The organism is Ruegeria sp. YKSE079 (genome assembly GCF_059612845.1).
This window is the reverse complement of the sequence record NZ_JBXWRJ010000011.1, coordinates 32,538-48,111: the sequence shown is the minus strand read 5'-3', so window position 1 is coordinate 48,111 and position 15,574 is coordinate 32,538. Positions and strand designations below refer to the sequence as shown.

Sequence of the window (15,574 nt, the reverse complement as noted above, 5' to 3'; positions counted from 1 at the left end):
TCAGTGATCCTGCGCAGCACCCGCACCACGCGGAATGCGCACGCTTTCGACCAGGTCTTTGATCTCCTGCGGGGTATCTTTGGTCATGCCGGCGACCACATAGGCCACGGCAAAGTTGACAGCCGCACCGATGGCGCCGAACGAGGTCGACTTGACCGTACCCAGCAGCGGGTCGGCATCGGTGAAAGAGTTGGTGTCCGGAATGAACAGCCAGCCCTTGTGCAGGAAGATATAAACCAGGGTCACGATCAGGCCTGCCAGCATGCCTGCGACAGCGCCGGTGTTGTTGATGCGGGTCGAGAAGATCCCCATCATCAGCGCCGGGAAGATCGAGGCGGCAGCCAGTCCGAAGGCCAGAGCAACCGTTTGCGCGGCAAAGCCCGGCGGGTTCAGACCCAGATAGGTGGCAACGACGATGGCGACGGCCATGGCAATCCGCGCAGCCAGCAGTTCGCCTTTTTCCGAGATCGACGGGTTGATCGAACCTTTGATCAAATCGTGGCTGACAGCCGAAGAGATAGCCAACAGCAGACCTGCGGCTGTCGACAATGCGGCGGCCAGACCACCAGCGGCAACCAGACCGATCACCCAACCTGGCAGGTTGGCAATCTCTGGGTTCGCCAGAACCAGGATGTCGCGGTTGAAGTTGGTCAACTCGTTGCCGACCCAGCCTTTTTCGGCTGCCTTTGCTTGCATGGCTTCGGAAGCATCGTTGTAATACTGGATCCTGCCGTCACCATTCTTGTCTTCCCAGCCAAGTAGGCCGGTTTTCTGCCAGGTTGCCATCCAGTCATAGCGAGCGTCGTTCTCGATCTGCTCGACCGAGACGGCTTCGCCGTTGGTACCGTTGGGCCACATCATATCAGTGATATTCAGACGGGCCATGGCGCCAACAGCCGGGGCGGTCAGATAAAGCAACGCGATAAAGACCAGCGCCCAACCTGCCGACCAGCGTGCGTCGGCCACTTTTGGCACGGTAAAGAACCGCATGATGACGTGTGGCAAACCTGCAGTACCGATCATCAGAGACAGGGTGAAGAGCACCATGTTGAAGGTGTCGGCATGATGAGCGGTATATTCGGCAAAACCGAGTTCGCTCACGATTGCGTCAAGTTTGGTAAGAAGCGGCTCTCCGCCCGCAGTGTCGCCGAACAGGCCAAGGGCCGGGATAGGATTGCCGGTCAGTTGCAGCGAGATAAAGATCGCCGGAATGGTGTAGGCGGTGATCAGAACGCAGTATTGGGCGACCTGGGTATAGGTCACACCCTTCATGCCCCCGAACACGGCATAAGCAAAGACCACACAGGCGCCGATCAACAGACCGGTGGTATTGCTGACCTCAAGGAAACGACCAAAGGCCACGCCGACACCAGTCATCTGACCGATCACGTAAGTCACCGATGCGACGATCAAGCAGATTACCGCCACGATGCGCGCAGTGGGGCTGTAGAAACGGTCGCCGATGAATTCCGACACAGTAAACTTGCCGAACTTGCGAAGATAGGGAGCAAGAAGCAAGGCCAGCAGCACGTAACCACCGGTCCAGCCCATCAGGAACGAGCTGTTATCGTATCCGGTAAAGGCAATGAGGCCTGCCATTGAAATGAACGAGGCCGCCGACATCCAGTCGGCTGCTGTCGCCATACCGTTAGTGACCGGGTGTACACCGCGACCGGCGGCATAGAATTCTGATGTGGAACCAGCGCGGGCCCAGATTGCGATGCCGATGTAAAGCGCAAAGGACGCGCCCACAAACAGCAAGTTTATGGTAAACTGATCCATGGCGGCTTACTCCTCTTCGACGCCGTATTCGCGGTCGAGCCGGTTCATCCGCCAGGCGTAGAAAAAGATCAGGGCCAAAAAGACCAGGATCGAACCTTGCTGGGCGAACCAGAAGCCCAGATCGGTTCCACCTACGGTGATTCCCGATAGCATCGGGCGCAGCAGAATGCCAAACCCAAAGGATACCAGCGCCCATATGATGAGGCTGACGATGATGATCCGCACATTGGCTTGCCAATAACTCTTGTCGGCTTCGGCCGTCTGTACGGAGTTTGTAGTACGATCCGCCATGGCGGTTCCTCCTTGCTTCCTCCAAGGCTGCCCGCTGAGCGGACAAACCCTCTCCACGTGCCTGCCGCCGTATCAAGACGATCAGACATACCATTACCGGTCCGCCTAGGCGGTTGATCCGGTTAAATATTCAAGGGGGAGGGGTGGCGTTAACCGTCCCCGGTATTGCTCGCTTAGTCCATCGCCCCCTTGACGATGGTTGCGAGGCCCTGGGCGATCTCGTCTATCCCGCCCATGGCGTCAATTTTCTTCAGAAGGCCCTTGTGTTCATAATAGTCAATCAAGGGCGCGGTCTGCTCATGATATGCGCATAGTCGGGATGCGACGGTTTCTGCGTTGTCATCCGCGCGGCGGCTAAACTCCGAGCCGCCGCACTTATCGCACTTGCCGTTTTCGACTGGTTGCTTGAAACTGTCATGATAGCCTTCGCCACAGCCGGCGCAGGTGTGGCGACCGGAAATGCGCTTGACCATTTCGGCGTCCTCCACCTCAAGGCTGATGGCTGCGCCAATCTCCTGTCCGGTCTCAGCAAGCAAAGCATCAAGTGCCTCGGCCTGCACAGTAGTGCGTGGGAACCCGTCAAGTATAACGCCTTGGGCGCAGTCAGGTTTCGCCATACGGTCACGCAGGATTGCGATGACGATCTCGTCGCTCACCAGATCACCTGCTTCCATGACAGCCTTTGCTGCCAATCCTGCCCGTGTCCCGGAAGCAACCGCCTCGCGCAGCAAATCGCCCGTCGAAAGCTGCACTAGACCAAATCTTTCTTCCAGTATTCGCGCCTGAGTTCCCTTTCCGGCGCCCGGAGGGCCGAGAAGGATCAAAACGGCGGGAGTGGTTGTCACAGCCGTGTCCATCACACCCTCACTTACTGGCCCTATTTTGAATCAGGTCTTCGACCACTGAAGGATCGGCAAGTGTCGAAGTGTCGCCCAGAGATCCGAAGTCGTTTTCTGCGATTTTTCGAAGAATACGGCGCATGATCTTGCCCGAACGGGTCTTGGGCAGGCCCGGGGCCCATTGAATGACGTCCGGACTGGCAATCGGTCCAATCTCGGTTCGGACCCACTGGCGCAATTCCTTTCGCAGTTCCTCGGAGGGTTCGCGGTCATTCATCAGGGTGACATAGCAATAGATGCCTTGCCCTTTGATCTCGTGCGGATAACCCACCACAGCTGCCTCGGCCACGGCGGCATGGGCCACTAGTGCGCTTTCCACCTCGGCGGTGCCCATACGGTGGCCCGAGACGTTGATCACGTCATCGACCCGACCGGTGATCCAGTAATCGCCATCGGCGTCACGCTTACAGCCGTCGCCAGTGAAGTAATAACCTTTGTAGTCGGCAAAATAGGTCTTTTGGAAGCGTTCGTGATCACCCCAGACGGTGCGCATCTGACCAGGCCAGCTGTCTTTGATGCACAGCACGCCCTCGACATCGTTGCCCTGTATTTCCACACCCGATTGAGGATCGAGAACGACAGGCTGGATGCCGAAGAATGGCTTCATTGCCGACCCTGGTTTCATCGCATGTGCGCCTGGCAGTGGCGTCATTAGGTGACCGCCGGTCTCGGTCTGCCACCATGTATCGACGATCGGGCATTTGCCCTTTCCTACAACCTCGTTGTACCAGTTCCAGGCTTCGGGATTGATCGGCTCGCCAACTGTGCCCAAGACTTTAAGATCACTCAAATCGCATTTCTCGACAAACTCGTTACCCTGGCCCATCAGGGCACGGATCGCGGTGGGCGCGGTATAGAATTGATTCACTTTGTGCTTTTCACAAACCTGCCAAAAGCGCGATGCATCAGGGTAGGTTGGCACACCCTCGAAAATCAGCGTGGTCGCGCCGTTGGCCAACGGGCCGTATACGATATAGCTGTGACCAGTCACCCAGCCTACGTCGGCAGTGCACCAGTACACATCGCCATCATGATAATCGAAGGTGATTTCATGAGTCATTGACGCATAAACGAGGTACCCGCCGGTAGTGTGTACCACTCCCTTGGGCTGACCGGTTGAACCAGACGTATACAGGATGAACAGCGGATCCTCTGCACTCATCTCTGCCGGCGCACAATAGTCGTCTACTTCAAGCGCCATTTCATTATAGTCAAAATCACGACCCTCTATCCAAGTCGTCTGGCCGCCGGTGCGCTTGACCACGAGGCATTTCACGGTGTCCTTGCAATGTAACAGGGCGGCGTCGGCGTTGGATTTCAAGGGGGTCTTGCGGCCACCGCGCGGGGCCTCGTCGGCTGTGATAATCACTTTGGCGTCACAGCCGTTGACACGGGCCGCCAACGCATCCGGGGAAAAGCCGGCGAAAACGATGGAGTGGATGGCGCCGATCCGCGCACAAGCAAGCATTGCATAGGCGGCTTCTGGGATCATCGGCAGATAAATCACCACGCGGTCACCCTTACGCACGCCCATAGACTCCAGAATATTGGCCATCCGGCAGGTGCGGCGGTGCAATTCGGCGTAGGTGATGTGCTGGGCGTCGTCGGTCGGCTCGTCCGGCTCCCAGATGATCGCAGTCTGATCGCCGCGGGATTTCAGATGACGGTCAAGACAGTTGGCAGACACATTCAGTGTGCCATCGGCGTACCAGTTGATCGAGACCTTGCCAAAGCTGTAGTCAACGTCCTTTACTTGGGTGTATGGCTTTATCCAGTCAACACGCTTGCCCTGTTCATCCCAGAAAGCGGCTGGATCGGCGATCGAGGCGGCATACAATTCGGCATATTTTTCCGCGTTTACGTGCGCACGTGCTACGGTTTCGGCAGATGGCGGATAAACTTTGGCTTCTGAATGAGCAGCGGCGTTCATTCTTGGGCTCCTCCCTGTCACTGAATGTTCCGGGACCGTTTTCGCCCGCATGGAGAGCATTGTCGATCCGGTTCCTACCCTGCGACGGATAATAGTCATATCTGAAAATAAGGAAATAACTTGCTGTAATCCAATGGTTTGTGTGTAAATAAGTTTTTCCATATCGGTAAAATAGTAAATTTTTGGCAAGAAAGTTATCATAAAATCCTTTGTTTTCAATTGATAGAGAGTCAATGACACGGGCTTGGTTTCAATCCTCTCTCGCGTCATGGCGGCCTTCCGCGCGAAAATTACCTTGACGGGTCGCGCGACATTTTGTTCCCGTTTGCGCTCGCGGTTCTGGTGAACCGTGAATTCTGGGTGACAGGCCGTCAGGAGCCCAGGGGTTGGCAGTCGTGAATGTTGGCGCTAGCTTCTCTTGCAAGCGGCCTGCCATGAGGTTCGCGGTCAAGGGAGAGATCATTATGAACAAGATGTTGAGCGGAGCGGCCGTTGCCGCCCTGAGCCTTGCTTTTGTCACCGAAGCTGCAGCGACCGAATGGAACGTTTCGGTTTGGGGCAAACGGCGGGCTTTTACCGAACATGTTGAAAAACTGGCGGAACTGGTCAGCGAAAAAACCAGCGGCGAGTTCACGATGAATGTAAGTTACGGAGGCTTGTCTAAACCGAAGGAAAACCTCGACGGCATTTCAATCGGGGCTTTCGAAATGGCCCAGTTTTGTGCCGGCTATCACCGCGACAAGAACCGGGCGATTACCGTGTTGGAGTTGCCGTTCCTCGGAGTGAACACCCTAGAGGAGGAAGTAGCGGTCAGCCATGCGGTCTATGGGCATCAAGCCGTCAAGGACGAGATGGCGCAGTGGAACGCGCAAATTCTCATGACCTCGCCGATGCCACAATACAACCTGGTTGGAACCGGCGATCCGCGTGATGAGCTCGCGGAGTTCGACGGCATGCGTGTTCGCGCAACTGGTGGACTGGGTCAGGCATTCGAAGCGGTTGGTGGCGTGCCCACCTCGGTTCCAGCGACCGAAGCTTATAACGCAATGGAATCTGGAGTTGTCGATACAGTAGCCTTTGCCCAACACGCGCATCTTTCGTTCGGCACCATCAACAAGGCCGACTGGTGGACAGCCAATCTGAATCCAGGCACCGTCAACTGCCCAGTGGTGGTGAATATCGAAGCCTTCGAGGCGCTGAGTCCAGAGCACCGCGAAGCACTTGAGAGTTCGATTGATGAAGCGATTGCTCACTACCTGGCCAACTATGGCGAGCTGCTCAAGAAATGGGATGGCGTGCTGGAAGAAAAGGGCGTCGAGAAGGTGATGATCTCGGACGAGACGATTGCAGAATTCCGTGCCAAGGCCGCCGACCCGATCCGGGATCAGTGGATTGCCGATATGTCGGCGCAGGGTCTGCCGGCGCAGGAACTCTATGATCTGGTGCAGTCAACGCTAAGCGATCAGCGCGGCGGAAGCTGATTCTATCGACCGGGCCCTTGTGCCCGGTCACTTCAATCGCCCATCAGGAGAAAACGAGATGGCAGGACATGCCACGGTACTGGAGGATGACAGCCTCCTGAGCCGTTTGGATCTGGCCCTATTGCGGCTTGAAAAGTTAATGGCATTGCTCAGCGGCATTGGCGTGTTCTGCCTGATGGTTCTTGCGGTCGTCTCTGTTGGTGGACGCAATACGATGAATGCGCCGCTGCCCGGATACGTGGACTGGATCGAACAGGCAATGCCGCTAATTGCGTTCCTTGGAATCTCGTTCGTACAGCGAAATGGCGGTCATATCCGGATGGATATCCTTATCGCGCGACTGCATGGCCGCGCACTGTGGTTGTTTGAATTGGTTTCGGTTGTTCTGATCCTGATCCTGATGATGGCGCTGGTTTGGGGCAGTTGGGCGCATTTCGACCGGTCCTTTGACTGGGGTGCACCGCTGTGGAGCCGTGATAGCTCGATCGATATCGGCATTCCAATCTGGCCAGCCAAGCTGCTCGCCCCGTTAGCGTTCTCAGTGTTGTGTTTTCGACTGCTTTTGCAGACTTGGGGCTATGGCCGCGCATTTGTGCGGGGTGTGGATAGACCCGTTGCAGTTCCGCTCATACAGGACGCGGCAGCGCAGGCAGCAGCCGAGGCCGAACAGTTCGAAGGGCAGGAATAAGCATGGACACCATCGAAATTGGTCTTTGGGTCACCGGCTTTCTTCTTGTCATGGTCCTCACGGGGATGCGCGTGGCCTTTGCCGCAGGGCTGGCCGGGCTTGTCGGACTAATCTGGATATTCTGGGCCAAGTTCGGGTACGATCCGGACCGGTTCGGTAAAGCGGTTACGGTCGCAGTCAAAACCGCGGGGCAGGTGCCTCATTCCAAGGTGGCATCACACACACTCAGCCTGATCCCTACCTTTATCCTGATCGGGTATCTGGCCTATTATGCCGGGCTGACCCGTGCGATGTTCGAAGCGGCCAAACGTTGGATTGCCTGGGTTCCGGGGGGATTGGCGGTTTCAACCGTGTTCGCCACAGCCGGATTTGCCGCCGTGTCAGGCGCATCCGTGGCCACGTCGGCGGTGTTTGCGCGTATTGCGATCCCCGAGATGCTGAAGATTGGCTATAACAAGAGGTTCGCCGCGGGTGTCGTTGCGGCGGGTGGTACTTTGGCGTCTCTTATTCCGCCTTCCGCCATTCTTGTGATCTACGCCATCATTGTAGAGCAGGACGTCGGGAAACTGTTACTTGCCGGATTCATCCCCGGCGCCTTCTCGGCGGTCATCTATGGCACATTGATTGTCGGCATAGCCTTGGCATTCAAGTCGGTAGGTCCACCAGTTTCCGGTTTTACCTGGCGCGAGCGCTTTGCTTCGCTTCCTGCTGCGATGCCGATTGTCCTTGTGATCGTCATCATCATCTGTTTTGTCTACAACCCGTTTGGCGATCAGGCTTGGGGTACGCCCACCGAAGGCGGTGCAATCGGCGCTTTCATAGTGTTTTGTTTTGCGCTCTGGCATGGGATGCGCTGGGCGGAACTGAAATCAGCGCTGCTAGAGACCGCCAAACTAACCGCGATGATCTTTTCGATCATCTGGGGTGTTCTGATCTATGTTCGGTTTCTTGGCTTTGCCGACTTGCCGGGAGCATTTTCAGACTGGATCACCGGCTTGACGATGTCGCCGATGCTGATCCTGATTTGCATCCTGCTGGCTTATGCGGTTCTGGGCATGTTCATGGATGCCATAGGGATGCTTTTGCTGACCCTGCCGGTCGTCTATCCTGCAGTCATGGCGCTGAACGGAGGTGAAGCAGTCAGCGCTGCGGACAGTACGTTTGGCATGTCTGGTCCGATGTGTGCGATCTGGTTTGGCATTCTGGTGGTGAAGATGGCCGAGTTTTGCCTCATCACTCCACCCATTGGCCTTAACTGCTTCGTAGTCGCGGGCGTGCGCCCCGACCTGAGCGTTCAAGATGTGTTCCGCGGCGTGGCCCCGTTCTTTGTGGCGGATGCCGTGACCATCGCTTTGCTGGTCGCCTTCCCGGGAATTGTTCTTTATCTGCCGTCTCTGGCCAGTTAGGGCAAGGGGACCAGCCCTGCTGTCTACAGGCAGATATTCTCATAATCCCACACGGTGATTGCAACGCTTTCTCCGGCTTCGCTCTCGCCCACCTTGCCCAGCGGATCGAAATCGCGGAGCAGGCCGAAATCGTGCCCCGTAGCGTGCTCCAGGTCCTTGATCCGGACCTGGAAGGTTTTGAACTCGCCGAATTCAAACCCTTCAACTGCTTCGACGCGTCCACGTTCGGACAACATCCGGTGGATCAACTGGCCCTGAGACAGGATATAGGCCGTCGCGTGTAGGCGCAGGATGTCGCCCTCTTCGGGCGCTTCGGCCAACATTGTTACCACCTTGAAGAATTCCAGCGGCACGGGTGCGCCTGTGTTGCCCAGAAGAGGCTCGGTTCCAGATATGATCGGGCCACTGAACACGTTCGCGCGAAAACCGTGAGTGCGAACGTTATCGAGGATGTAGTCTTCCAGTCCCAACCACATTTCGGAGTTGCGGTTAAGAAGGCGATGCTGCGGGCTGCATACCGTGTAATGAAACGTGTCCGCGTCAGCCTGTTCCGCGGTTTCGCGGGTATCACCCCAATTGGTTGCTGCACGACGTATCAGGTGGCCCCGGTCAATATCGGCATGGCCATAGGCTTCGGCATCGAGTTGCTGGTTGGCTGGAATGCGCAGATCCTTGCGCCATGTCGTCGACCTTCGCTTGATCCTGATGGTCTGTTCTCCATCGATGTTCAGGGCGGTCAGCAGCGGCCCCTTGAGTGCAGCACTATAAAGCACGCCAAAATGCTGGTAGCGCAGTTCGTGCTGGCGTTCAGGTGTCGCATCGCTTGGTGTGCTAAGCGGAATTTGAGGGTTGAGCTTGGGTAGGGGCACTGGAACCACCTGCAGGAAATCAGGGTCATATCCACCGCGCCCCGCAAAATGGTTCAGATCGTGACCAGCGGGTGCCTCGTCAGGGATTGCCGCGACACTGTGAACCTGTCCGGCTACACCCTGATCCAAAAGGGCGGTCAGGGTGCTGACCCGAACGGCACTGTTGCCGATGCCGAACCGACCGGCAAAGTGCAACCCCACCAGTTTGCCGCTGTCGAGGCTGATGACTGGACTGCCCGAATTGCCACCCAACGTTGTGGCGTCGTGACCAAGCCGGGAACTGCTGTCGGCCATGCTGGCAAAACCGGGGGCAAAGCGTTTGATGTCGTAGAGCCCTTTGAAATACCGCTCCATCTGGGCGGCGTTATTGCGCGAGTCCGAGGCCGGATAGCCAATAACGGCGATCATCTCGCCATCTTCGGCATCCTTGATCGCGCGCGGCAGAGGCGCGAGAGAAATACCACTTGCGGCGTCGGGTTTGTCGACCCGCGCCAAGGCTACATCCGCCGAAATGTCGTCTGCAATATAGGTAAACTTGCGGATTGGAATGGTCTTCGAATTGTCCCCCCCGGCGCCGACTTCCTCCAGAAAATCGATAGCCGCACCATAAAGGATGTTGCCAGGGCCGAACTTGAACACGCCATCGCCCAGAAAAGTCCGGCGGGCTACGATCTTGGCCACATGCCGGTTGGTAACGATCAGCAGGCTGCCATTGTCTTCTTCGTCGATGATCCAGCCTGTGCCACCCCATGCCATGTCGTGATTGCGGAACTCGATACGACCTATCGAAGGGATCATAGGCTCGATGTTGGTGATCTTGATATCCGTACCGGGGGCGAAATCGCCGCCTAGCTGGGTTTTCCCCTCAACTGCGCCGTTTTTGATCAACAGCGGGGGGCGGCCAACCGCTCGTACAATGGCTTCGAGCATCAAGTTCGAATGACCGGCGGCCTCAAGTTGCGGCGGCGTGCTGTCAATCATCTCTATTGCTGTGCTTTCTGCAACCAGCCCCAACTCTTTCAAGACCGGAGACCCATCGTTGATGGCCTGCTTGATCTTGTCGAAATTCCAACGGGTCCTCAGCCCCTCCAGACGGTTCAGGCTTTCCTCTTCAGCGCGGTTGGGCATTTCAAGTCTCCTTGGATGAAAGAAGTCAACGGAAAATGGTTTCTGGAGGTACCCCGTGCAGGACGAGCACCGCTAGTGTTGCAGCCTGAACGAGGGGCAGTTCATCTTTTTGCAGAAGTTTTAGAACCTCTGTCCGTCCGTGGCTCCGTTTGGCAAACGCGTTAAGGTAGGGCCGTCGCAATCTGCGCCGAGCTTGCGCACCGTACCGGTCGCGTGGGGCAAGCAGCCACAACAGCGCTTCGGCACGATCCGGTGTCCCCAAATGCTCTGTCAAAGCCACGGCTTGGTGATCGGCAGGGATGTCCGAAACCCAATCTTCGGGTGGGAGCGAGGCATAGGACCAAAGGCCATTCACGGTTCGCCGCCACCGTTCCGCCGCGTCGGCGAGCGCAGGCAGATCACGGTCAGGACGGAAGAAGGCGTAACCACCGAGTGTTTCCGCTGCCAGCCCCGCATTTGCCAGTGCCTCTGCCGTGTCCGAGGCGTAGGAGGATAGCCCGGAAGCGATGTTGTTCAGCCCTTGCAGTTCCGGCGCGACTAAGTCCCCGATCTCTCCGAACAACTCTCTCAGGTGCGCAAGCTCGTTCTGAAGGCGCGCACCACCACGGTCAAACATTTGGTCGAGCCGGACAAATTCGACCAGTGGCGTGGCATAGGGATTGAGCGGCGCAACTCTGCGCCCTTGGGTTTCAGGTTCTATACCATTACTGGAGGCCAGATTTTGCTGCACGCCCAGATTGGCGCGCAGTCGGTCGGCACGATCAAGTGTGCGCCAGGCCAGTTCTTCGTTGCCGCCGGCAACGAACGGAAATATCAAGGCGCGTGTTTCGTCGATAATCCATGGGAAGGCGGCGGTTTCCCGTACAGACAACAGCATGAAATCCAGCGCGCACCCTGTCAGCATCGAAGCCTGCCGCATGTTCGCGCACTTGCCCAGCACCTCGTACCGGTCCTCCGACTGTAACCAATCCAAGCATTTCTCAAATCTGAACTCAGCCCATACTTCCAATAGAAGGCGTGTCATGGGCGGGCTGACTCTTTTTAGCGCGTCGTGAAAAAACGGCATCGGCAAAGCGCCAAGGATCTGGCTCGCCAGCGTCCACTGTCCGCTGCGCCATGCATAGGCCATCGTGATCAACCCAGCGTCGCTGGCCAGTTCATAACGTTCGGGAAAAGCGCTTTGCATGATACCGGGTATTTCACGCAATTCGCCTTTCTCCAGCATGATTTCGACATCCTTGATCGCGCGATCGTCCACTGGATAAGTCAGGTCGGCATCAATGGGTTTCACATATGTCGACCGCATTTGTTGAGGATCGAACGCAAGTTGCGGCTGCACGTGTCTGGCATCCAGAGGCGAGGAAGCGACGCCGCTCCAGAAATCTCTTCCGAGCTCTTGTTCGAGATTCAGGGCGAAATCTTCCGGTTCCAGATGGTCGTCCGCTTCGGGCAGAACCTGGTCCTGTCGTCCGAAATCCGATCGTTCCTGTTTTGCCTGACGGATTGCGTCACTTGCACGCGCGGGCAACTCGGCAAGCATATGGTCGTCGAACTCTTCAGCCAAAGCGCGGCCAATCTGCGGTATGTCCACTTTCGGTTCTCGGCACATCTGAAGCCGGTGATAGAGCGCAGCAACCGGATTTATCCCCTTGAACCATTCCGCGGCTTTTTGATCGATCTCGCGGGAGGTGTCCGGGAATTCTTCATAAATCAGTTTCAGAGTGGCCGCCCGGAGATCGCTACGATGCAGAATCCATGACCCCTCTCTCCGTACCAGCCAATGGTGGCGGCCCAGCTCTTTTAGAATGTCTTCGGCTTCTTTCTTGCTTAGCTCAAATCCAAGTGCAGGGGCGACTACTTCGCGCAAGGCGCCCACATTTATCCGCTGCAAGACCAAACCCTTGAGTGCCACTTCACGCAAAGTACGCGGCACCCGACTGAGAATGGCGCGATAAAGATAGCCTTCGATCTGCGCGCCGCTGGCATTCGCCGGCACGTGCAGGTCAGGTCGTGCTCCCATTTTCAGAGACTTGCTGGCGAGGACCAGGCGCAGGGGAATTCCTTGCGCAAGTTCCAGGATCGGAGCCCGTTGGGCCGCGTCGACGCCACGTTGTTCCAGCATGCTGTCAGCCACCGGATCTTCGAGCCCCGTCAAATCGATGCTGTCTCTGTCGACCCGGGATTGCGCGGGGACGATGGATTCCTTGCGCCCGGCTGAGATCACACAAATCGGGCACGCAGCGAATTCGGCCAGTCGATCGAGATGTTCAAACAGGCGGACGACACGGGAATCAGCTCGCTGGCGCAAGACCTCCAATGTATCGAGCAGGATAAGGATCGTACCGTCAAAGCTGGACAGGGCGCTTCGGATGGCCTGCATGATCTCCCGAGACCGTCCGCGTCGAGAAAGGTTCTCGGTGTCTGCCAGCGTTTCGGCCCGTTCGAACCGCGCCTCGCGCAGTTGCTTAGCAGTATATGGCAGGCCGTTTCCGATTTGACGGGATATCTCGTCGAAAAGGGCGTGATCGTCCTGCACATTCAGCGAAGACCGGTCGAAATCCAGTCGCAGAATGACCATGTCACGTTGGCGAGCCATCTGTATGACACGCTCCAAAAGATAGGATTTCCCAATTCCGGGCAGGCCTGAAATATGCAACGTGCGTAGTTTCACTGCGGTCTTTCGACTTGGGTGGTCTTCTCTTGTTGCCCAGCGGTCGGGCGAGGCCATCCAGCGATCAATCTTGCCCAATTCATCTTCGCGGCCGAAAAAACCACCTGATAGGGCCTGCTCATTGGCTTGTACCTGAAGCAACTTGTTGACTGTCCCTCGCAAGGCAGCCACCTGTGAATAACCCGGCGCTTGCGGTCCGCTCCGATCCAACACTTTAATCAGGTCCAGCAACGGTTGCGGGTTGTCGGCTTTGACGATCAGATCAGAGATCGCCTCGGGCGAGTATTGGGCCGCGCCTGTCAGGGCTAGCTCCACATCGGTTGGGGATTTGGCATATTCGCTACTGGGCGCAAAAGGTGAGGGTTTGGACAGTACTTCGCGGCGAACGCTGTTGCGCATGGTCCAGAGATCCTGAGACTCGTCCCGCTCCACCGTGCAATCCGGGCGTAAGAGGCTAACGATATCCAGCATTCGGTTCGTATCGGCCACCAGTTCGTTGCCGCCGATCTTCAACAAGGTTGAAACCGGGTTGAATGCACCTGACACCGCCGCGACCCATCGCAGCTTTTCCAGTACGTCACGACTTCGCGGATCAGCCTGCATCATGAACTCCAATGTCTTTTCTCGCCTCTGTGCGCAACCGTTCGGCGACGAGCGGAAGATTGGCGATAGCAAAGCGGTTCATTTCCGCCGGAATTCCCTGCAAGGCAAGGTCAACGATGTGCCCGCACACATCAGGTGTCCATTTCAACGCCAATGCCCTGACCATCAGACCAACGCAGTCTTTGACGTCTTTTCGCAGGAACGGGCGGATATAGTCGACAAATAGCTTCGGTCGCGGATCGACTTCCACATTGTCCAGATTAGTTATGGTGCGGGCACGCAAATCATAGGTTTCGAAACCGGCCAGGATCAGCCGCAAGTTCGGAGTATCCAGAACTTCTTCAATCAAGTGTTCCAGTTGATATCGGGTGCGGTCGATCAACCCGCTGTCGGGATTGTCAAAGTAAAGCCAAACGGTCTCGTTCCTTTCCGTGGCGATCCTGCTCAGCTCGGAGACGACAGTGCGGATTCTGTCGTCTTCATGCGCGGTGCCGGTTGTTTCGTCTGCTGCGACGCCGGGCTGGGCTGCTATTGATGCGCTTCCGCCCAATGCTCGGCGGTTGAGGCTGGCGGTCAGATCACCTTGTTCATATCCAGGCTGCATCCTGACGATGCGATGTCGGGCACCATGGATCTCCAGAAAACGATCAAGCAGAGTATGGCTGAAATTCAACCCCTGCCTCTCGGCGATCTTTGTGCGTTTGATCCAAACGCCACGAAGGTTCTTGTCTTGCCTGTCCAGAATCGCGGTCAGTGCGTCAAAGAAATTGTTTCGCCCGATCACAAAGTGACCATCCAGATCATCGCTGAGTGACCAAAGTCTGCGTGGCGGGCAATCCAGCTTGATCTGCGCGCAGAAATCGTCATTGGCGGCAAAATGCTGAAAGGGCACCAGTCGGCGGACATTGTTCCATCGCCCCTGATGCAGGCCGACAAAATTGAACTGGCGGTCAAATCCGGCTCCACCGGAAGACCCGCCATGCGTTTTGATACTGTGAAGGTGGCGCGGTTCGTCCAGCCTATCTCGCCGGAGTTTTCCCACTGCAATCCCTTTTTCGGCGCCCTCCGGGAAATGAATCAGAACAAAACTTTCCGTACCCACCCAATTTGGCAACGCGTTCGGCAATGACATGTGTCCGAGAGTACGACCAAGCGGCGAACGTATGCGCAGCAGAACCGCATCGCACATCGTAGTGGCATCTCCATCACCCGGAAGCACACCGTTCTTCTCACTGTCGAGGCAGGGCGCAACCCAGACCGGTCGGGCTTTGTGTTCACTGCCATCGGACAGCAGTACGCTGACGTCCGAGATCGTGTCCAAATCGAACTCGCTTGCTGCATCCGGCACGAAGGCACCCACAACATGGGCCGAAGTGAGGATCAGTCTCGGCGAAATGAGTGCGCCACTTCCGAGAACCTGATCGTGTTTCAGAACCCGGCACCGAAACGCCTTGGCGCCGCTGGCGAATTCGCCGATGCGGTCGATGTCCAGATCATCAGCGTCAGCAGGGGCCAGGCTGGCCCCGTTGATCGGGACGTGCTCCACTTGATCCGCCGGATCGTCGGCCAGTGGAAGTGGCTCCAGCCCTCGACTGCGTAGGGCGGCAATGAACCGGCTCATCAGCTTCTTGTCTACCAGACGTCCGACGATCAAACCGGCCACTGCCGTTCCAGGCATCGATTGGGCCACCATCCGAAACGTGTCGATATCCCCAATGTGACCTGCCGACTGGAACACTTCCTCCACGGTTTGGTTCACCATGTTCGGGTGTTCCTGCATCAAGGGTTGCAGTTGGACGGCCGTCAGTGTTTCCGTTCCAGCCATG

Annotated in this window: 10 protein-coding genes; 3 read left to right on the top strand and 7 right to left on the bottom strand. The window is 56.9% G+C overall.

What is annotated here, in order from left to right:
* The 4 genes from AC2FMY_RS11855 to acs form a co-directional block, all read right to left on the bottom strand.
* Positions 1-1,782 (bottom strand): sodium:solute symporter family protein, encoded by a 1,782-nt coding sequence (locus tag AC2FMY_RS11855; RefSeq protein ID WP_480749921.1) that lies wholly within the window; start codon positions 1,780-1,782, stop codon positions 1-3.
* A gap of 6 nt (positions 1,783-1,788) precedes the next feature.
* Positions 1,789-2,073 carry a DUF4212 domain-containing protein gene (locus AC2FMY_RS11850; RefSeq protein ID WP_480749922.1) on the bottom strand — a complete coding sequence of 95 codons (285 nt, stop codon included), beginning with the start codon at positions 2,071-2,073 and terminating at the stop codon, positions 1,789-1,791.
* A gap of 173 nt (positions 2,074-2,246) precedes the next feature.
* Entirely contained in the window at positions 2,247-2,930 is a 684-nt protein-coding gene (locus AC2FMY_RS11845) for an adenylate kinase (RefSeq protein ID WP_496807430.1), read from the bottom strand.
* 7 nt (positions 2,931-2,937) lie between these two features.
* Entirely contained in the window at positions 2,938-4,902 is a 1,965-nt protein-coding gene (gene acs / locus AC2FMY_RS11840; RefSeq protein WP_496746236.1) for an acetate--CoA ligase, read from the bottom strand.
* A 464-nt stretch (positions 4,903-5,366) separates the two neighbouring features.
* Here acs and dctP point away from each other — a divergent pair, with 464 nt between their 5' ends.
* Genes dctP through AC2FMY_RS11825 form a run of 3 tightly spaced genes read left to right on the top strand, consistent with a single transcriptional unit; the run spans position 5,367 to position 8,477 of the window.
* Positions 5,367-6,383: a TRAP transporter substrate-binding protein DctP gene (gene dctP, locus AC2FMY_RS11835; protein WP_480749925.1), complete on the top strand. Its 1,017-nt coding sequence runs from the start codon at positions 5,367-5,369 to the stop codon at positions 6,381-6,383.
* A 58-nt stretch (positions 6,384-6,441) separates the two neighbouring features.
* The gene (locus tag AC2FMY_RS11830; RefSeq protein ID WP_496746221.1) at positions 6,442-7,071 is read left to right on the top strand and encodes a TRAP transporter small permease; all 630 of its coding nucleotides are present in this window, start codon (positions 6,442-6,444) and stop codon (positions 7,069-7,071) included.
* 2 nt (positions 7,072-7,073) lie between these two features.
* On the top strand, positions 7,074-8,477 hold the full coding sequence (locus tag AC2FMY_RS11825) for a TRAP transporter large permease (protein WP_496746223.1): 1,404 nt from the start codon (positions 7,074-7,076) through the stop codon (positions 8,475-8,477).
* A 23-nt stretch (positions 8,478-8,500) separates the two neighbouring features.
* On the opposite strand, the gene AC2FMY_RS11820 is transcribed toward AC2FMY_RS11825, so the two are convergent.
* From AC2FMY_RS11820 to AC2FMY_RS11810, 3 genes are read right to left on the bottom strand one after another with little or no spacing between them, the layout of a single operon-like run.
* Positions 8,501-10,474 (bottom strand): DNA/RNA non-specific endonuclease, encoded by a 1,974-nt coding sequence (locus AC2FMY_RS11820; RefSeq protein WP_496807429.1) that lies wholly within the window; start codon positions 10,472-10,474, stop codon positions 8,501-8,503.
* Positions 10,475-10,499: 25 nt separating this feature from the next.
* The gene (locus tag AC2FMY_RS11815; RefSeq protein ID WP_496807428.1) at positions 10,500-13,748 is read right to left on the bottom strand and encodes an ATP-binding protein; all 3,249 of its coding nucleotides are present in this window, start codon (positions 13,746-13,748) and stop codon (positions 10,500-10,502) included.
* On the bottom strand, positions 13,738-15,573 hold the full coding sequence (locus tag AC2FMY_RS11810) for a S1 family peptidase (protein WP_496746229.1): 1,836 nt from the start codon (positions 15,571-15,573) through the stop codon (positions 13,738-13,740). Before AC2FMY_RS11810 ends, AC2FMY_RS11815 begins: the two co-directional genes overlap by 11 nt.
* Between the last annotated feature and the right edge of the window lies 1 nt (position 15,574).